16 protein-coding genes and 1 riboswitch are annotated in these 18630 nt (G+C 41.5%); of the genes, 4 read left to right on the forward strand and 12 right to left on the reverse strand.

Features of this window, described 5'->3' with window-relative positions:
* The first annotated feature begins 163 nt into the window (after positions 1 to 163).
* On the forward strand, positions 164 to 1048 hold the full coding sequence (locus tag DFO73_RS14435) for a peptidylprolyl isomerase (protein ID WP_110065452.1): 885 nt from the start codon (positions 164 to 166) through the stop codon (positions 1046 to 1048).
* A 97-nt stretch (positions 1049 to 1145) separates the two neighbouring features.
* Here the strand turns inward: DFO73_RS14435 and DFO73_RS14440 are convergent, their stop codons facing one another.
* The 6 genes from DFO73_RS14440 to DFO73_RS14465 form a co-directional block, all read right to left on the reverse strand.
* Positions 1146 to 1331 carry a sporulation YhaL family protein gene (locus tag DFO73_RS14440; RefSeq protein WP_110065453.1) on the reverse strand — a complete coding sequence of 62 codons (186 nt, stop codon included), beginning with the start codon at positions 1329 to 1331 and terminating at the stop codon, positions 1146 to 1148.
* A 125-nt stretch (positions 1332 to 1456) separates the two neighbouring features.
* The gene (gene yhaM / locus DFO73_RS14445) at positions 1457 to 2401 is read right to left on the reverse strand and encodes a 3'-5' exoribonuclease YhaM (RefSeq protein ID WP_110065454.1); all 945 of its coding nucleotides are present in this window, start codon (positions 2399 to 2401) and stop codon (positions 1457 to 1459) included.
* Positions 2402 to 2642: 241 nt separating this feature from the next.
* Positions 2643 to 3332: an LrgB family protein gene (locus DFO73_RS14450; RefSeq protein ID WP_110065455.1), complete on the reverse strand. Its 690-nt coding sequence runs from the start codon at positions 3330 to 3332 to the stop codon at positions 2643 to 2645.
* Complete coding sequence (locus DFO73_RS14455) at positions 3329 to 3688, reverse strand: CidA/LrgA family protein (RefSeq protein WP_110065456.1); 360 nt, start codon at positions 3686 to 3688, stop codon at positions 3329 to 3331. Before DFO73_RS14455 ends, DFO73_RS14450 begins: the two co-directional genes overlap by 4 nt.
* 155 nt (positions 3689 to 3843) lie before the next feature.
* A complete protein-coding gene (locus tag DFO73_RS14460) occupies positions 3844 to 6837 on the reverse strand; it encodes an ATP-binding protein (RefSeq protein WP_110065457.1) in 2994 nt (997 codons plus the stop codon).
* 30 nt (positions 6838 to 6867) lie between these two features.
* On the reverse strand, positions 6868 to 8124 hold the full coding sequence (locus tag DFO73_RS14465; protein WP_309043288.1) for a metallophosphoesterase family protein: 1257 nt from the start codon (positions 8122 to 8124) through the stop codon (positions 6868 to 6870).
* A 433-nt stretch (positions 8125 to 8557) separates the two neighbouring features.
* On the opposite strand from DFO73_RS14465, the gene DFO73_RS14470 reads away from it, so the two are divergent.
* Positions 8558 to 9190: a LysE family translocator gene (locus DFO73_RS14470; protein WP_110065458.1), complete on the forward strand. Its 633-nt coding sequence runs from the start codon at positions 8558 to 8560 to the stop codon at positions 9188 to 9190.
* A 46-nt stretch (positions 9191 to 9236) separates the two neighbouring features.
* On the opposite strand, the gene DFO73_RS14475 is transcribed toward DFO73_RS14470, so the two are convergent.
* Complete coding sequence (locus tag DFO73_RS14475) at positions 9237 to 10487, reverse strand: ABC transporter permease (protein ID WP_110065459.1); 1251 nt, start codon at positions 10485 to 10487, stop codon at positions 9237 to 9239.
* On the reverse strand, positions 10480 to 11379 hold the full coding sequence (locus tag DFO73_RS14480) for an ABC transporter ATP-binding protein (protein ID WP_110065460.1): 900 nt from the start codon (positions 11377 to 11379) through the stop codon (positions 10480 to 10482). The genes DFO73_RS14475 and DFO73_RS14480 overlap by 8 nt, the downstream gene beginning before the upstream one ends.
* A 358-nt stretch (positions 11380 to 11737) precedes the next feature.
* Between DFO73_RS14480 and DFO73_RS14485 the strand changes: the two genes are divergently transcribed.
* On the forward strand, positions 11738 to 11923 hold the full coding sequence (locus DFO73_RS14485) for a YhzD family protein (protein WP_110065461.1): 186 nt from the start codon (positions 11738 to 11740) through the stop codon (positions 11921 to 11923).
* Between the two features lie 46 nt (positions 11924 to 11969).
* Here DFO73_RS14485 and DFO73_RS14490 read toward each other — a convergent pair whose 3' ends face one another.
* From DFO73_RS14490 to DFO73_RS14505, 4 genes are all read right to left on the reverse strand, one after another.
* Positions 11970 to 12761, reverse strand: a complete 792-nt coding sequence (locus DFO73_RS14490) for an enoyl-CoA hydratase (protein ID WP_110065462.1) — start codon at positions 12759 to 12761, stop codon at positions 11970 to 11972.
* Between the two features lie 150 nt (positions 12762 to 12911).
* Positions 12912 to 14537 (reverse strand): long-chain fatty acid--CoA ligase, encoded by a 1626-nt coding sequence (locus tag DFO73_RS14495; RefSeq protein WP_110065463.1) that lies wholly within the window; start codon positions 14535 to 14537, stop codon positions 12912 to 12914.
* A gap of 137 nt (positions 14538 to 14674) precedes the next feature.
* A complete protein-coding gene (locus tag DFO73_RS14500; protein ID WP_110065464.1) occupies positions 14675 to 16189 on the reverse strand; it encodes a coproporphyrinogen III oxidase in 1515 nt (504 codons plus the stop codon).
* Positions 16190 to 16739: 550 nt separating this feature from the next.
* A complete protein-coding gene (locus tag DFO73_RS14505) occupies positions 16740 to 17606 on the reverse strand; it encodes a Cof-type HAD-IIB family hydrolase (protein ID WP_110065465.1) in 867 nt (288 codons plus the stop codon).
* Between the two features lie 227 nt (positions 17607 to 17833).
* Positions 17834 to 17934, forward strand: a riboswitch (TPP riboswitch).
* Positions 17935 to 18024: 90 nt separating this feature from the next.
* On the opposite strand from DFO73_RS14505, the gene DFO73_RS14510 reads away from it, so the two are divergent.
* On the forward strand, positions 18025 to 18630 hold the full coding sequence (locus tag DFO73_RS14510) for a YkoF family thiamine/hydroxymethylpyrimidine-binding protein (RefSeq protein ID WP_110065466.1): 606 nt from the start codon (positions 18025 to 18027) through the stop codon (positions 18628 to 18630).

Raw genomic sequence — 18630 nt, forward strand, 5'->3', positions numbered from 1 at the left:
AAGGACAGAATGGGATGGGCAAATACCCAGATTTTTTAAAAATCACCTTGGATAGACATCCACTATAATCCTTTTATACCGCCCTTCTGCTTTTGATATTTTTTACATTTATGGTATAGTAGGGATTGTGATTAAATTGAAAAAAAATTTAGGAGTGTTCAACATGAAGAAATGGATGCTATCCCTCTCCATTGCAGCCGGAGTAATTGGATTAAGCGCATGCAACAATGCTGGCGGCGAGTCAGGTGATGTTGTCGTTGAAACAAAGAGCGGAAACATTACGAAGGACGAGCTTTACGAGGCAATGAAGGAAAAATACGGGGAACAGGCTCTCCAAGAGCTCGTTTATGAAAAAGTTCTTTCTGATAAATATGAAGTAACTGATGAAGAATTAAATGAGAAAATAGATGAATTAAAGCAGCAGCTTGGCGCTAACTTTGAAATGGCGCTAACGCAATACGGCTATAAAGATGAAGAAGATTTAAGGGAAACATTCAGAACTGGTTTAATGCAGGAAAAAGCGGCTATTAAAGATATCGAAGCAACAGAGAAAGAGGTAAAAGAGTACTACGATAATTATAAGCCAGAAGTAAAGGCCCGTCATATCCTTGTTGAAGATGAAAAGACTGCCAAGGAAGTAAAGAAAAAGCTTGATGAGGGCGGAAAATTCGAAGATTTGGCAACAGAATATTCAAAAGACCCAGGCTCTGCAGCTAATGGCGGTGATTTAGGCTGGTTTGGCCCTGGGAAGATGGTCCCTGAATTCGAAGAAGCAGCTTATGCACTCGATGTGAACGAAATTAGTGATCCAGTAAAGTCTGAACACGGTTTTCACATCATCCAAGTAACAGAGAAAAAAGAGAAAAAGTCATTTGAAGAAATGAAAGAAGAAATGGAATACCAAGTAAAGGTGTCCAAGCTTGATGGTGAAAAAATCCAGCAGGCAATGGAGCGTGAATTAAAGGCTGCAGATGTAGACATTAAGGATAAAGAGCTTAAAGGCATCCTTGATGAACCTGGAGCTGAAGCAGGAACTGAAGAAAAATAATTTCATTTAAAAACGGGCCTCCTTTATGGCGACCCGTTTTTGTTTTTAATTAATAGATTCTACAGTTTCCAGGTATTATAGTGGACGCTGTGTTCTTTCACCCCGCAGATTGCTGGGCAGATTTTCGCTCTTCTTTTTCCCGTTCAAGACGTTTCATATAAATTTCGCCTTCACGTTCAATGCTGTCGTGTTCTACCTGTTTCTCTTCCCTGCCTGTCTTGACGGCCATATATGCACTTACAACGATTCCGGCTGCTACAAAAAATACCCAAATTGGAATCATTATTCTTCCCCTCTTTCTATCAAAATGTTTGTCCAGTTACTATAGAAATGTATGCTTGTACCTATAAAATATGATTGAGGGGAAACAAAAAAATCACCCTTCCCAAATGGGAAAGGTGGCTAATTTTACTTATGAAAAGTTGGCTTATAGAATGAACGGTTGTCCAGAGCAAATACCCGATCAGTAAATTCTCCCGGTTTCACTCTCTCAAGAGCCCTGTCCAGCATATTCATTTTTGCATCAATATTATCGATATAATGAAGGATTTCTGCTTCCTTAATAAGAGGCGGCTTTGGACTGCCCCATTCTGCTTTGCCGTGATGGGAGAGAACCAGGTGCTGCAGAATCATGATTTCTTCACTGTTGATGCCCAATTCCTCGGCTGCTTTGCCAATTTCATTAATCATTATGGTAATATGGCCCAGCAGATTTCCTTCTATCGTATAGGATGTTGATATCGGCCCAGACAGCTCCGTTATCTTCCCTAAGTCATGCAATATGACTCCCGCATATAATAGATCCTTATCCAGGCTTGGATATAGCCCGGCAATTGCTTTGGCCAAATCAAGCATGGATACAACATGATACGCAAGTCCAGATACGAACTCATGATGATTTTTGGTAGCGGCCGGATACTCAAGGAAATCCTTTTGGTGCTTCTTCAGCAAATGGCGAGTGATCCTTTGGATATTGGGGTTTTTCATTTCGAATATATATTGGGTGATTTTGCTCATCATTTCATCTGTACTTAATGGCGCTGTTTCGAGGAAATCTGCCAGTTTTACCGGGTCTGCCGGGGACGCCGGCCGAATTTGGCGGATTCTAAGCTGATTGCGGCCACGATAATTAAGGATGTCCCCTGCCACTTTTACAATCGTTTCAGGGCTGTAGTTCTTCGCATCATCATCTGAAACATCCCATAGTTTCGCTTCAATTTCTCCGCTTTGATCCTGAAAAATAAGTGTCAAGAATGGCTTTCCATTACTGGCAATCCCTTTAGTTGCACTTTTAATCAGTAAAAAAAGCTCGATTTGTTCTCCTACTTCGTAATAAACAATTCCTTTTGACATACGTGCACCGACGCTCCCTTCAAGAGGTTGTTTAAAAAGTCCGGGAAAAATACCAGTCAGGCTTTTTTGTCCTCCTTTTTAAACACGTAATTCTATTAACCTAGTATACCATACAGACCCGTTCCCCTACTAAACTAATCAATTATCAATCTATCGGACTGACTTGATTATTGCTTTATCCCGCAAAAAAAAGCCCATTCAGCATTCGATGATTGGGCTTCTCCCTTTTTTTGATATTTTACTACAGCAAAAGCAATAATACGGGAATCAATAAAGATAGCAGAATCGCGGATGTCGTCATCGCAATGCATCCCATTGCCCCTTCTTCCTCTCCCCACAGAAGCGACCGATTGGCGCCCAGCATTTGAGCGGAGGTACCCATCGCAAGTCCTTTTGCAGCTTTACTTTTAATTCCAAGCCATTTCAAAAGCTTGGGTCCTAGCATGACAGAAAAAAGGCCAGAAAAAAGAACAAAGAAAACAGTAATGGCGGTGGTTCCCCCCAGTCCATCTGAAACGGTTAAAGCAACAGGCAGAGTTACGGAGCGCGGAATGAGAGACGCCTTGATTTCCTCACTAAAATGAAAAGCCTGAGACATCAGATAAACTGCAAATATACCTAAAAAGGTTCCGCAAAACACACCCGAGAAAATCTTCTTAAAATGTCTTTTCATTAAAGGCCACTCTTTATATAATGGCACTGCAAAAGAGACGATGGACAACTGCAAAAGCAGTTCAAATAAACTGTTGCCTTTTTGATAGACAGTAAGAGGGATATTAAATAAAAGGAGAATTATAATCAGAAGGGCTGTTCCAGTGTACAAGGGATTGAGCCAGCTTTTCTTAAACTTTCTGAAGATCTGCAGGCTCGCGATATAACTGCCAAGAGTCATCGTTATGCAGCCTATACTGCTGATTAAAATCGAACTCATTTTTGGCTCCTCCTCCTTATTTTTTCAAACCATTGAACAGAGTATGCTGTTCCCAATAAACAGCAGAAGCTGCTTACAATCAGTACCAAAATAAAATGAAAATCCAAAAGTGGAATGAAATTGGGAGATAAAAACAATCCAATGACAAAGGGGATAAACAGCAGGGTCAAGTGTTTAATTTGAAAGGCTGCTACACGCTCTATCCAACTCAATTTAACCAACCCTTTTACCAAAAGGGTTAACAACATGATCATCCCCACTACGCTGCCGGGGAGCGGAATATGGAAAACTGCAACCACAAAATTCCCTGCAAGAAGAAAAACAGCAAGTATCAATATTTGAATGGGCCATGGCAACTTTGTTTTCTCCTTCCTGACTCTTTTTATCAGCATAAAGGATAAAATCAGAAAAATCATGAAATGTGTAAGGTTAACTGACATACTTTTTAAAATATAAACATATTTTTGTTAGATTATCTTCCTTCTCTGACTATAAAAGCTGCCTGTCATAGTTAAACAGGCAGCTTTTCCTTCGTAACAGACTTTATTTGTTTTTCCTGAAAATATGGTAGCAAATGTTTATGGCAGGTAAAAAGCAAAATTTGCCGGTCTGGAAGATTTTTTAACAAACTGATTATTTTCCCAGTCCGTATATGGTCAAAATTAACAAAGCTGTCATCAATAATGATCGGGAATGGATATTTTCCGTAAATAGTCATTGCCAGCGCGAGCCTAAACGAAACATATATCTGCTCCGCAGTAGCCTGGCTGAGCTCTTTTGCTTCAAAAGTTGCGCCTTCCTTGCTTTCAATAAGAAAACCGTCCCCTTCCTCTTTCGGATAAATGCGGACATAGCTGCCATTAGTTAAATATGAAAGGTATTCTTCTGCCTTTACAAGCATTTTAGGCAAGCGCTCATTTTTAAAGCTGCTAATCGTTTTTTCCAAAATATCCTTTGCCGCTGCATATTTGGCCCATTCCTTGGCCTCTTCCTCAAATTCTGCTTTTAAAAAAGCGAATTTGTGAAGAAGCTCAGCATAGGTCCCTCCCTCTTCAAGCAGCTGAATCTCGTATTTTACTTCTGCAAGGCTGCTTTGCAGAGAAGGGATGCTGTCACGAAGCTTGTTTAATTCTTCAGAAAGAGCATGGATAGCCAATTCTGGGCTTTCCACATTCATATATTGGTCGATTTCATCCTGTGAGAAGGAGTGCATGTTAATTTGTTTACGGATTTGTTTAATTTGTTCATCCAGCCGTGCTAATTTTTGTGCTGCGATTCCTTTTTCACGATACTCTTCAGCAGTTTCTGTTCCTGCAAGTGCGAGCTGCTGCTCGTATTCTTTTTTAAAGTGGCCGAGTTCAGCAAGCACCGTGCTGTATTCATCCTTTAGCTCATGAAGCTTGTTTTTTCTTTCGGCCAGCTTAATATGTTTTTCCGTTTCTTCCTTTAGCCTCTTTTTTAAGAGGTAAGAAACTTCCTGGACACTGCCCTGCTGCTCCTCAAAAAGTCCTTTTAGGCTATGAAAAAGAATGAGCTTCTCTTTGATCCCCCTGGCCGCTGCAGCTTTTCTTTCCATTACATAATTTTTCTCCCTGTAGAGCGCCTTAAGCTGTTCAATAAGGCTAAAGGCCTCAGGCAAATGGGATTTGGAGATTTCAGGAGAAAGGAACAGCAAATTCCCAAGCCCAATCATTTCTTTGTCTAAATCAGCATATTCCTTCTCCCACTTTTCAAAAGATGCAATGACTTTTTCATATTTCTCATTGGCCTGACCAAGCTGAAATTTGTATTGGAGGAACTGGCTTTGCAATTCACTGTCTCTTTTAAGCTGTGCCTCCAATTTAGCTGCATGCTGAATATCCGGCTGTTTCAATTTATCCATTAGTGAACTTTCCTTTTCAGCTAGAGCCCTTATTTCGTCTTTTATGAAGTTATCATTCTCCCCTGGCTGTTTTTTGTAAAACATGAAGCCACAAAAGGCTATTCCTATCAAACCTGCAAATGCAAGGACCCATGTTTGGCTCCATAATCCCCACCCAGACAAAACGGCAAAAAGAATTCCAAAAATAAAAAGCTGAGCTTTTTCCTGCTTTCTTTTTTCAGAGCTGTTTTTCCGCTCTTTTTCTTCAGCTTTATGGAGAAAAAGAAGCCTTTCCTGTGTATCCTGCAGCTCTTTTTCAAGAAGGTGCCTGTCCGCTGAAAGGCTCAACTTCTCCTTAATAGCTTCCCGTTCTGCTTCCGTTAGGAACTGTTTTTTCAGCCCGTCCATTTTGCTTTCGATATCCTCCAATGCGGACTTTTCCTCGTTAAAGCACTCGTCCAGCTCCTGCTTTTTTGTAAGCAGGCGACTATGGCGTATTTGAGCTTTGTTTACCTTTTCTTTCATGAACACGCTGGTGTCTATTGCTTCCAGCTGTCTTTCATCCGTTTGAATATGAAGTTTTTCCTGCAGAATTAAAATTTCCTCTGAAAGGTTTGCCAGCTTTAACGATAATTCGCTTTCTTCTTGCCTAAGCTTTTCCAATAATGGGATTCCCTCAACTGCTGCATTTATTTGCGGCTCTTTCTCCAGCAGAGCATTGTCAGGCCTATTCTTCTCCAGCTCTTTTTCAAGGGTGCTAATCCTGGCCTCCAGGCTTGTTTTACGCGCCTCGAGCGGATAAATCAAACTTTCAAGTTTTTCAATCATTGCCAGTCCATCTGCCGGAAATGAAATGTCTTTAAATTGTTCCCTTTCCCTTTTTAGCTCTCTTTCCTCTGTAATCAGCGGGAAAATTTCCTGCCATTCCTTTAAGCGAAAAAGCTCCTGCTGGGTATGTTCCTGATCATCTTGCATCCTTGCTATTTTCTTTTCAAGTGTTTCTTTTTCATGAAGTAAAGTCCAATACTGTTCATTTTGCTGCTCCGCTTTTTTCAGTTCCTGATGCAGCTGCTTCAGCTGCTTTAACTTTACGTTCAAACTCGGCTTTTTTCCGTTTGGCTTAAAGCGGCTTTCCAATTCTTTTTGAAGCGCGTTTTCCGCTGTTACCAGCTGGTCAGTCCCCAGTGAGCCTGCAGAAAATAAATATCGCCCCAAGTCTTCACCTTTCATTTGATTTATATTTTGCAAGCCATGGATATTAAAGGAAAAAATGGACTGAAAGAGGGATTTATCAACATGGTTAAGAAGCTCGCTTAAAAGCTCTTCCCCTCCCCTTGTTCCATCCTCAAGCATCACGCTAACGTCTCCAGCAGCCTTTCCTTTTACTCTCTCAATAACAGCCTTCCCAGCTTCAGGAAAAACCGCTATAAGCCTCCCGCCATACTTTGCCCCTTCCTTTGGCTCATACCTTAACTCTGACTGAAGCTTAGTCGGAAAGCCAAAAAGGATGCTATGAATAAAAGACATGATGGTGGATTTGCCAGCTTCGTTTTCACCATAAATCACTTGAAAAAATTGAATATCCGAAAGACTGAAATCCGTTAACTTTCCGTATCCATAAATATGTATATCGGTAATTTTCATATCCCCGCCTCCTTCAATATATACTGCTGTTTAAGCATGCTCTTTGTATAGAAGGTCCACAAGCAGGGCCTCCGCTTCCCCGGCAAGCCTGCGCTTTTCATCCTCATGAATGTCTCCCAAATATTTTCCTGCCAGCGGGTGCCCATACAAAGGGAGGGTACTTTCGCTAATATCTGCAACTTGCTCTGCTGTTTTAAAAAGCTCGCTGAAAAAATCGGATTCATATGCCAGCTTTTCTTTACTCCAGATTCTTTTTTCATTTACAGCAAGATTGGAGACCCACACGAATGATTCCTCTTCTATTTCTTCCTCCTGCAAGGCGTCAAGCAGCTCACCATTTTCAATACTTTTTATTTCGTGCCTAGCAAGGCTGACATTGTTTAATGTCAGATTAACTATTGTCCCCTTCGTGTTCTGCCTCATATCTTCCATCAGGCATTTACACATACCGAATAGATCATGAAAAGAATCAGCATTTGAAGCATCCACTTTCGCTTCTTCCCATATTACAGCAGACGCTTCCAGGAACTCTGTCTTTGCACCCGATTCAGTCAATTCAACTAAGTAGTATCCTTTCGGACCAGTTTCTTTCCGGTTTCGTCCCTGTATATTGCCGGGATAAATGGCTGGTGGCTGTTCGTTTAATGTTTCCCGTTTATGTATATGGCCGAGAGCCCAATAATCAAAGTCTTTTTCAAGCAAATCCTTTAATCGGAATGGAGCATATTTATCATGCTCACTGCTGCCTTCAAAATGGCCATGAAGGATCCCGATATGCAAGTCGGCTCCATCCTTCCTAGTGTAACGGTCAATCATACGCTCCAGCACATGTCTCCTCGGATAGCTGAAACCATATAAATGGACAGAGGTGCCATTTTTAACTGTATGCTTCATCACTTCAACTTCATGGGAAAAAACATGGACATTATCGGGCATTGGCATATGGACCCAGCGCCCTTCCATATGATCATGGTTTCCATGTACCGCAAAAACAGGAATCCCTCTTTCAGCGAGCCGTTCCATCTCTTTGCGAAAGCGGATCTGCGCCCTGATGCTCCTGTCTTCCCCATCAAACAAATCCCCAGCCAGAATGACAAAATCCACTGAATGGATAATAGCTGCATCAACAATTTTGGAAAATGCCGCAAACGTGCTTTCCTGAAGCCTTTTAAAAATAGCAGGAGGCAAACTCTTCAATCCGGCCATTGGACTATCCAGATGCAAATCAGCAGCATGAATAAACGTTACCCTCTTCATATAAACTTCCTTTCGTTCCTTTTCTTTCATTTTAACTCATCCAAAAAGCGAATGCACGTTCCTATTAAAAATAGTTGTTAAACTCATTTTTTCCAAGTCCTGTTAAACTCCCCTGCTGACTTCCAATCCAGACGCTCAGCGAACCGCGGGCGGTCCTTGAGCCTTCTCCGCGCATTCGCGCCTGCGGGATCTACCGCTGACACGCTTTTCCAGCAAGACAATAATAAGCATCCTCAAATAAACACCGCACGAAGAAAATGCGAATGCATTTCCGAGGATCTCGCATCCTTCGCTCCAATCAACAGGGCGCCAAAATCAACGATAATCTTTAACCTAAAATGTTTGAGGAAAAACACCCTATCCGGTTTTAACCATGGAGGCTTGTGCATAAAAATGTACAAGTACTCTTTCCAGGGGCTGTAATTGCTTCCTGCGGAAAAATAAATGGGCGGAGTGGTCATTGTTGGGAATTGGAATTTACTTAAGTTATGTTTTTCTAGGACTGTCATTAGCAGCTCCAATCGGTCCGGTTAACGCAGTAAGACTTGAAAAAGGCATTAAAAACGGGTTTTGGCATGCCTGGATTGTCGGGGTCGGCTCCATGTTTGCGGATGCCTTTTATATGCTGATAGTATACCTCGGCCTTGTGCACTTTTTAGACACCCCAATCGTACAGATCTTTCTTTGGCTTTTTGGCGGATTTATTCTCTTATATACAGGCTTCGAGAGCATTATAAATGCCAATAAAATCTCCATTAACTACGTCCGCAGCAAAGATTCGTTGTTCAAATGTTTTTTTTCCGGCTTCATTATGTCCGTTTCAAGTCCACTTTCAATCCTGTTCTGGCTGGGCATTTACGGATCAGTTCTGGCAAAAACAGCGGCAGCTTATGGGAAAGCCGAGCTCTTTTTATACAGCACGATGGTTTTTATAGGACTAATGCTCTGGGATCTTTTTGTAGCAGGGCTGACAACAGGCTTCCGCAAGTTCCTGACATCGAAAGGAATTATCCTCATCTCCATCCTCTCTGGATTATCCCTGATCGGATTTGGCGTTTACTTTGCATTTGAAGGATTAAAAGCATTGTTCGCCTAAAATCTTTGAGCAATAAAAAAAGCTCCGCTTGGAGCTTTTTTCTTTATTATTCATTTTTGGTTAGCTGAAGGGCTTTTTTAATATCTTTAAAAGAGTTGGATTTACCATACATCAGTACGCCGCCCCTATAGACTCTTGCGCCAAACACAGCCAATATCGCAATGGTCACCAGAAGAATAAGAATGCCCAGTATAGGTTCCCAAGCAGGCAGGGACAGCATTCCCACCCTCATGAACATAAGCATTGGAGTAAAGAATGGAATATAAGATGTGATCGTCACAAATGGCGCTTCCGGCTTGTTTAAACCGAACATGGCAATCATAAAGCCTGCGACAACCATCATCGTCATCGGTGTAATCATCTGCTGAATATCTTCTATCCTGCTGACAAGCGAACCAAGAAAAGCTGCCAATGTTGCATACAGAAAATATCCTAGCAGGAAAAAGATGAGTGCATAGGCGATTGTGGAAGCAGGAATATCCCCAAATCCGAAGAATTCAAAAAAGCCGCCTTCCATTGAATCGAGATTTTGTTTGATTGAATAATAGCCTGCCAGTAAAATCAATGCCATCTGTGTCAGGCTGAGCAGCCCGATCCCCAGTATTTTGGCAAACATCTGCTTGATCGGCGACACACTTGAAATTAGAATTTCCATCACCCGGGAGGACTTTTCCGTTGCTACTTCCATGGCAATCATATTTGCATACATGATAACGGCAAAATAGATGACAAATAAAAGTACATATACAAGGCCTCTCGCCTGGTTTAGCTCTTCCTTTGTTTTAGCATTTTTCTCCAGGGCTATTTGGTTAAAATCAACCGGCTCATATAGTTTTCCCAGCTGGTCAGGAGTAAGGTTGATTTGTGAAGCAGCCAGCTGGGTTTTCAGCTGCTGCAGTCCGCTCTGCAATTCGGAAGGAACGGCAGAATCAGCAATGCTCCTTGCTTTATAGGTTGCTTCGGGGAGATTTTCATTGTCAAAAGACAACAGCAGCAGGCCCTTATATCCACCGGCATTGACAGCATCTTCTCCTCCTTTTTCTGTGCCTTTATAGGCTTCTAATTGAATGTCTTTATTTATCACCTTCATTTGTTCTTCTAAAGGACTAAATAGCACACCAGACTGGTCAATTACCGCTATTTTTTCTGTATTATCTTTATTAAAAAAGTCAATAATCCCAGATAAATTTGCAAGGCCAACCACAATCAATACAGTAATAATGGTCGTAATAATAAACGATTTGGTTTTCAGCTTGCTAAGATAGGTATGAAGAAGAATAGTCATAAAATTATTCATAGGAAGCACCTGCCTTTTCTATGAAAATGTCATTCAGGGATGGTTCCTCCAGTACAAACTTACGGACAAAGCCCTTCGCGGCAATCTCCTTAAATATTCCCTCAGCCGTTTCCTCTCCTGAAATCTGCAGATGTATTCCTTCCGCAGTCTGTCTTGCCTTAGTTACACCAGGGCTATTGGCCAAAAAGGTTAAATCATAATCGGCGTGGATCACAAGATTTTTCTTTCCAAAGGAGCGTTTAATTTCTTTAAGAGAACCATGGACGACAGGCCTGCCTTTCTGCATAATACATAAATGCTCGCAAAGTTCTTCCACGTGTTCCATCCGGTGGGAAGAAAAAACAATCGTGGTACCATTGTCTTTTAGTTCCAAAACCGCTTCCTTCATCTGCTCCACATTAACAGGATCAAGCCCGCTGAAGGGTTCATCCAGAATCAGAAGCTTCGGTTTGTGAATGACAGCCGTAATGAATTGGATCTTCTGCTGGTTTCCTTTTGAAAGCTCCTCCACCTTTTTATTCGCATTTTCAGGGACTTTAAAGCGCTCAAGCCAATAGCTTAATTCCTTTAAAGAATCCTGCTTGGCCATCCCTCTAAGCTTCGCAAGATAAACAATCTGGTCCTTTACCTTAAGCTTAGGATACAATCCTCTTTCTTCAGGAAGGTACCCGATAAGCCGACTGGTTGAATAATCAATACGCTTTCCGTTCCAGGTGATCTTCCCTCCGCTTGAATCCAGTAATCCCAGAATCATCCGAAACGTAGTCGTTTTACCTGCCCCGTTTGCTCCAAGAAACCCAAACATCTCACTCTCGGGAATCGACAGGGACAAATCATCAACAGCCGTAAACTGGCCAAAACGCTTTGTAACATGTTCAAGCTGCAATGCCATTTTCTAACTCCTCCTTTGCCTAATTGGTAATACGGACAAAAGGAGAAAAAGGTTCAATTTTCCATAAAAAAATATTAAAGGTAAAATTCCGATAGCGGATAGTAGGTTTTTCTTCCGTATAGGAACCATTCGTTTTGGATTAAGGCTATTAGCCATTTTTTTCTGCTGCCACGGGAACTATTCACTCCGATTAGTGCCCTTTAGAACGGGTTTCCTCCTGAAACGGGAAACTTTATTTCCGATTAGTGCCATTCAGCTTGGATGAGGGTCTGTCTAATAAATTTCTTTTGCACATTTATAGAAATTATGCAAGAATAATAGTAACTATCTGAATTTTATAACAAAGGAGTTTATGAGAATGAAAACTTACAAACTTACAGCATTTGAACTGGACGGGGAAAAGATTTTGGACGAGTCCTTCCAGGCATCTAATGATGATGAAGCAAAGGGCCTCGGCGAAAAAATGCTGAAGGAAAAGGGATTGGATGAAAAAACTCACCGCTGTACTTCTCCAGAAGGAAAACTTATTTTGTTTCATAGATAAAAAAAAGCAAAGAGCCCAGGCTCTTTGCTTTTTTCTTTAAATCTATTTATTTTCCTTTAAAGACAGGATTCCTTTTTTCAATAAAAGCCTTGATGCCTTCCTGATGATCCTCGGTTTGTCTCATCTTATGCTGACCAAGTTTTTCCAGCTCCAGCACTTTTAATAAAAGAGGACGGTTTTTATCTGCAAGGATTTTCTTCGTCTTGATCATGGCTTCTGTTGGGCTGTTAAGCCATTTGCTTAGCTTTGAATCAACAGCGGTGCTTAATTCGTCTTCAGCCACTTCATGAATAAGGCCTATATGCAGCGCTTCGTCCGCAGAAAGTACTTTTCCTTCCCAGATTAATTGCTTGGCTTTATCTTCACCAATACGCTGCTGGAGGAAGAAATGAGAGCCTCCATCAGGGATCAATCCTATACCAATAAAATTCATTGCCAGTTTGCTTGATTTCTCCGCCAAAATATAATCTGTTGCTAATGCAAGGCTGAATCCAAGACCGGCAGCTGCCCCTGTAACTGTACTCATGGTCAGCTTCGGCATGCTGTAAAGGGTTACAACCAGCTCATTAATACAATCCATAACCGAAGAGAAATCGCTTTCATCCGCTTCCAAAAGCATCGTTTTAATATCTCCGCCTGAGGAAAATGCACGGCCGTTTCCTTTTAAGACAACGATGTCGACCTCATCCATATGGCTTACTTCCTTCATTACTGCCAATAAACCTTTTAGCATTTCAATATTTAATGCATTTAATGATTCCGGCCTGTTCATCTCAACGGTTGCAACACGCCCATCGATTTGCAGATTGACAGTATCTGTTATAAAATCTATTGCCAAAATCCTTCCCCTCCTTTTCTACGCTTCTTTTATTATAAAGAGTATTATTATATTTAAAAAGCATTATGTCTAAAAATTTTAAATTTTGTCATTTATTTTCATAGATAAAGGGCAGCACCTAAAATAAGGATGCTGCCCTTTATAAATTTATTACTGTGTATTTCCTGTATATTTTTTTTGAACTTGATCTCTTAATGCCATCTTTAGGAATTTTCCAACAGAAGTCTTTGGGATCTCCTCAAGGAACAATATATCATCAGGAAGCCACCACCTCGCAAATTGCGGTTTAAGAAATTCATATAATTCCTCTTTCGTTGTCTTCCCTCTAAAAGGCTCTTTTAAGACAACACATGCTACCGGCCGCTCTTGCCATTGCTCATGAGGGACAGCAACTACCGCTGCCTCGAATACAGCTTCGTGTGCCATTAAGGAATTCTCTATATCTACTGAGGATATCCATTCTCCTCCACTCTTGATCAAGTCCTTCGTTCTGTCAACAATTTTCATAAACCCTTCTTCATCTATTGTCACGACATCACCTGTATACAGCCAGCCATCGCGGAACGCTTCATTTGTCCGTTCATCTTTGTAATATTCGGATGCAATCCAAGGGCCTCTTATCGCAAGCTCGCCCATTTCCTTTCCATCCCATGCGGCTTCCCCATCCTTGCCGACAACCATCATCTCAAGGCCTGGAACAAGGATGCCCTGCCTGGCTTTAATATCAAGCTGCTCCTCCGCAGAAAGCTCCTCCTGATAGCTTTTTAGAGCCGAAATCACAACAAGAGGACTTGTTTCAGTCATTCCATAAGCATGCATGAAAGGAATTTTATGCTTCTGCTCAAACGCTTTAATCATACTTTTCGGAGCTGCAGATCCGCCGCAAAGCACCGAACGGAGCGAACTCATATTATACTCGTTTTCATCCAATTCTTTTAAAAGGCCAAGCCAGATTGTCGGCACCCCGGCTGTAATGGTTACTTTTTCTGACTGTATGAGCTCAGCCAGCAGCTGTGGTGTAAAATAAGGTCCAGGCAGAACAAGTGTTGTACCGAACCAAACAGCAGCAAATGGCAGCCCCCATGCATTTACATGGAACATTGGCACAACCGGCAGTGCTATATCCTTCTCGCTAACAGCTGCGCTATCGGCCATTCCCAGTGCCATGCTGTGGAGGACAATCCCTCGATGTGAGTATACGACACCCTTTGGATTGCCTGTTGTAGCAGAGGTATAGCACATCCCTGCAGCTGAATTTTCATTCAAATCATCAGGATATTCATATTCTCCGCTGGCTTCTTCAACCAATTTTTCATAATGGTAAACAGGCGAGAGCGATGTCTCCGGCAATTCTTTGTCGTCGGTCATAATAATAAATGCCTTGACAGTCTTTAACTCATCCTTAACCTTCTCGATTAGAGGAACAATATCCGGATCAATGAGCAGCACCTTATCTTCAGCATGATTAATGATATAGGAAATATGCTGAGGCGACAGGCGGATATTAATCGTATGGAGGACGGCCCCGCTGCATGGGATCGCAAAATAGGCCTCAAGATGACGATGATGGTTCCAGGCCAGCGTTCCAACCTTATCCCCTCTATCAACCCCTAGCTTTTGCAGGCTTTCTGCGAGCTTGCGGGTTCGTTCTGCAATCTCTTTATATGTAAATCTTTGAATTCCGCTGGACGTCCTGGATACGACCATTTTCTTTGGAAAATACTGTTCTGCCCTCTTAATCATCTGCGTCATAGTCAAAGGTGTTTGCATCATCATTGCTATTCCCCCTCTTTGGAAACGCTTTCATTTCATACAATCTTATGATCAGTTATACCTATTTCATTCTATTTATTTGGAAAAAATCCTTTAATTTTTATCTAAATGTTCAAAAAACGATTCAAAAAAATCCCTGCCTATTCAGCCAGGGATTCTTGTTTATTAAATAGTTCATTTAAAATTTTCAATTTCTCGTCCGCGTAATGCCTGAAGCTGTCATTATATGACTTCGGGTCTTTCGGATTGGCAAAATGAGTTATTTTTCCTGTTTGAGGATCAATGAATTTGCTTGAGGCTCCACACCCAAGACCAATGATTGTTTGCTGTTCTTCCATGATCATAATATTATAGATGCTCTCCTGGTTTGGAAGTGCATAGCCGACATTTTCAAGGTTGCCGAGAATATTTTTCTGGCGGTACAAGTAATAGGGTTCATAGTTATGCTCTTTCGTCCAATTTTCCGCCATCTCCATCATTCTTTCAATTTCATCACGATCGGCTACCTTATATTTTTGCTTGTTTTTCGTCATTTCCGATGCACGTTTAAAAGATAATGTATGGACAGTTAAAGATTCCGGCATCAATTTCTCCGTTTCATTCAAGGTATGGGAAAACTCGGATCCCCCTTCCCCAGGAAGACCAATGATTAAATCCATGTTAATATTGTTCATCCCCATATTGCGGGCAAGGTGAAACTTATCAACTGTTTCTTCCACTGTATGATGACGGCCAATCGCCTTCAGCGTTTCCTGGATATAAGACTGCGGATTGATGCTTATGCGGTCAATATTCCATTTCTTCAGCACTTCCAGTTTTTCAGGTGTAATTGTATCGGGACGCCCGGCTTCCACTGTTACCTCGCGGATGTTCTTTACATCAGGGAAAGACGTGTACATTTCCTCATAAAGCATATCCATTTCTTCCGCGGTAATGCTTGTTGGAGTCCCGCCACCGTAATAAACAGTCGTAATTTTAACATCCTTTTCTTTAAGCCACTCGCCAATTTTGCGCATTTCATAATGCAAACCACCCAGGAAGGAGTTCACAGATCCCTGTCTGCCGCTGATCGCATACGCCGGAAACGTGCAGTAAGCGCACTTTGTCGGACAAAAAGGAATTCCGATATAAATGCTGACCTCATTTTGCAGCTTATATAAATCTGGAACAACAGCCAGCTGCCTATCCACGATATTCTGCATAAGCTTAATTTTTTCGTCTGTAATCAAATACTCTTCCTTTAGCTGCTGATGGGCTTCCTGCTGCGGCGTCTGGTTCTGCATTGCACGATGGAGAAGCTTCGTAGGACGAACTCCGGTTAAAATCCCCCACTTTTGTGTAATCCCTGTCCAGTCCTGCAGAACAGTCAAATATACATGCGAAACCGCATTTTTAATTAGTTTAAAATTCTCCTTCTCGGATCCAGCAGGCACGAATTCTTTTTCAAAAACAGCCGACCTTATTTGGCCTTCTTTGTCAGTCAGTTCTGCTTTTGCTTTAGTGCTGGCACCTTGTTCCAGTTGAAAACCAATTTTTAAATCAGCTTCTGGAGCTTCTCCTAATACCACTTCGCACTCCTCGAAAAAAAGATTCCCAATCAATCGCAGCGGTCGATGAAACCTTTCATCCTGTATACCTAATATTGAAATTTTCAAAGCGATCACCTTTTTAAAAAGAATATAATGAAAACTGCCATCATTCTGTTCGCTAACGGCAGCTAAAAGTCTGTTATATAAAGAGTTTCAATGTTGCTGACAAACTTCTTTAAGTGTACAGAAACGGGTAAAGGAGGTCAATACACGGGAAAAGATTCCTAATAGGTTGGAAAACTGCTTTGAAGACTATTTGGTGGCATTGTTGTATATTAGCCGGAATCCTGCTTTTGTGCCGTTCAGCTACTTTTATACGTCGGTTTGACAACTTTATCCGCCGTTCTCTTGCTTTTACGTGGTGCCGTTACTTTTATGAGTCGTGCCTGAATGGGCTTGCATCTTCCTGGTATTTTACTGCATTATTTTACGACTCTTTGCGTCATTCTCCCCCTTTTGCGTCATCTCCCCACTTTTATGCATCGAGTCAAACCAGCATTTGCTTCCTTATCGCTTTACTTGCGTCAATTTCCCAACTTTATGTGCCACTGCTTGTTTTCCTGCTCCCACATCAAAAAAGAGCCGATTATCATAATCGTACTCTCTTTTGATCGCTTTATTTTAATAGATTCATTTTCCTCAGGAATTCAATTGGATGCTGCTTGCGGAAGTGTTCTTTAACCATGTAGCTGACTCCATTCTGGTTATTGGATCGGGTTAGCCAATCGGCAGCTTTTTTCACTTCCGCCGGAGCATTGCCCATTGCCACACCGAGACCGGCTGCTTCGATCATTTCCAGGTCATCTATGGAGTCGCCGATAACGACCATTTGGTTTCTTGAGATTCCCAGATGTTCTCCCAAATAGAGCAATCCATTAAGCTTGGATACTCCTGCCGGAACGATATCCATGCGCAGGTCGCTCAGTTTAATGGTATCGATATTTTCGAACATGCCTTTAATGGCAGCCTGAGCATCTTGAAGGTCCTCTTTATCTTCAAAGTAGACTTCAATTTTTGGAGGTGTGACAGGTTCATCCAAAATGGTATCACTCAATGAATCTACAAATTGCTGGGAGTAAAAGATGGGATCACCTGTAGTAAATACTGTTTTGGCAAGCATATTGGAATTTAGTTTTGTTTTGTTGGCCAGGGAATATTTTTCGTGCACCAGCCTGATTTGGCATGTGAAGCCTTCAAGCAGGCGCACGATTTCAAACGTTTCATCTTCCTGTATGCGTTTTACAAAAATCGGCTTTTCCTGGGAAGCAGCAATATAAGCCCCCCTGTGTGTGACCAGCAAAGAATTAAGTTTTAGCGCTTTTGCCGCTTTCTTTGCAGAAGGAAAGCTCCTTGAGGTTACAAGCGTTACGTATATACCTTTTTCCTGTACATATTCAATCGCTTCTTTAGTGGATTTATGAAGTCTTCCATTTGATTGGAGAAGTGTTCCGTCAATATTTAAAGCAAGCAATCGGTATATCATCTAATTTGCCCCCTATTCTCGGTGTAAAATTGTCCTATTTCACTTTTATGAGAAGATGCAATAGATTAGAACATTACATGGACAATGCACATATTTTTCTTCAGCTTGTATGCTTTGGCACTGCATATTTCAATTTGAGAGACTTCTTAAATCTAATAGTTATAAATTATCCATTTACAATTCATTTTTCGCGTATTAAGATGGAGTCAAATAAAAACTGCATATCAAGTTTGCACTAGGGGAGCTTTTGGCTGAGAAGAACAATCCGTTCTGACCCTTATGACCCGATCTGGATAATACCAGCGTGGGGAAGTGCAGGTGAACGGCTATCATTTTTTTGTATTGATAACATTCAGCTGCATTTCCCTATGGGAATGCAGTTTTTTATTTTTAAAAAAAGTTTAGGAGGAATGACAAAATGCAAGAAAATTTTTTATGCGGAACAAGTGAGATTACCGGGTGCAGATTCTCAATCTATCCGATGACTGACCGGTTTGTGGATGTTATTTTATCAGCCCTGAAAGAAGTGGACACAAGCAAGGTATGGATGGAGACAGATGATGTCAGTACATGTGTACGAGGACGTTCCATTCATGTTTTTGATGTAGTAAAAGCCATTTACCTTGAAGCTGCCAAGCATGGCGACCATGTTGTCTTCAATGGGACTTTTTCAAACGGCTGCCCGGGAGACACGGCAGGTGATGCTTACCTTGCTGAAAATGAAGAAAGAGCGAATGAGGAGAAGACAGCCGAGATTCTTCAGGAAGTTGCCGTACAATTTGCCCTTTATCCAATGGGGATCCCTTCATATATGGATGTCATTATGGACCAGGTAAAGCTGGCAAAATCACAGGGCACTTTTACAAAAGGGGTCCATTATGCTTCAAGACTTGATGGAGATGCACATGCTGTTTTTAAAACGCTTGAAGATGCCTTCGAGGAATGTAAAAACAGTGACTCCACACATATTGTCATGACAGTTAACATGTCTGCAAACAGCCCTTCCAAAAAGGGGGCTGAATAA

Origin of the sequence: Cytobacillus oceanisediminis (assembly GCF_003182355.1) — a bacterium.
GTDB lineage: Bacteria > Bacillota > Bacilli > Bacillales > Cytobacillaceae > Cytobacillus > Cytobacillus oceanisediminis_A.

Bases quoted from the DNA above. Each gene is read 5' to 3' on its own strand.
- DFO73_RS14435 (WP_110065452.1), top strand. From the start codon at position 164: ATGAAGAAATGGATGCTATCCCTCTCCATTGCAGCCGGAGTAATTGGA.
- DFO73_RS14480 (WP_110065460.1), bottom strand. From the start codon at position 11,379: ATGGCATTGCAGCTTGAACATGTTACAAAGCGTTTTGGCCAGTTTACG.
- DFO73_RS14510 (WP_110065466.1), top strand. From the start codon at position 18,025: ATGCAAGAAAATTTTTTATGCGGAACAAGTGAGATTACCGGGTGCAGA.
- DFO73_RS14505 (WP_110065465.1), bottom strand. From the start codon at position 17,606: ATGATATACCGATTGCTTGCTTTAAATATTGACGGAACACTTCTCCAA.
- DFO73_RS14465 (WP_309043288.1), bottom strand. From the start codon at position 8,124: ATGAAAGAAAAGGAACGAAAGGAAGTTTATATGAAGAGGGTAACGTTT.
- DFO73_RS14450 (WP_110065455.1), bottom strand. From the start codon at position 3,332: ATGAGTTCGATTTTAATCAGCAGTATAGGCTGCATAACGATGACTCTT.
- DFO73_RS14460 (WP_110065457.1), bottom strand. From the start codon at position 6,837: ATGAAAATTACCGATATACATATTTATGGATACGGAAAGTTAACGGAT.
- yhaM (WP_110065454.1), bottom strand. From the start codon at position 2,401: ATGTCAAAAGGAATTGTTTATTACGAAGTAGGAGAACAAATCGAGCTT.
- DFO73_RS14475 (WP_110065459.1), bottom strand. From the start codon at position 10,487: ATGAATAATTTTATGACTATTCTTCTTCATACCTATCTTAGCAAGCTG.
- DFO73_RS14485 (WP_110065461.1), top strand. From the start codon at position 11,738: ATGAAAACTTACAAACTTACAGCATTTGAACTGGACGGGGAAAAGATT.
- DFO73_RS14495 (WP_110065463.1), bottom strand. From the start codon at position 14,537: ATGATGATGCAAACACCTTTGACTATGACGCAGATGATTAAGAGGGCA.
- DFO73_RS14440 (WP_110065453.1), bottom strand. From the start codon at position 1,331: ATGATTCCAATTTGGGTATTTTTTGTAGCAGCCGGAATCGTTGTAAGT.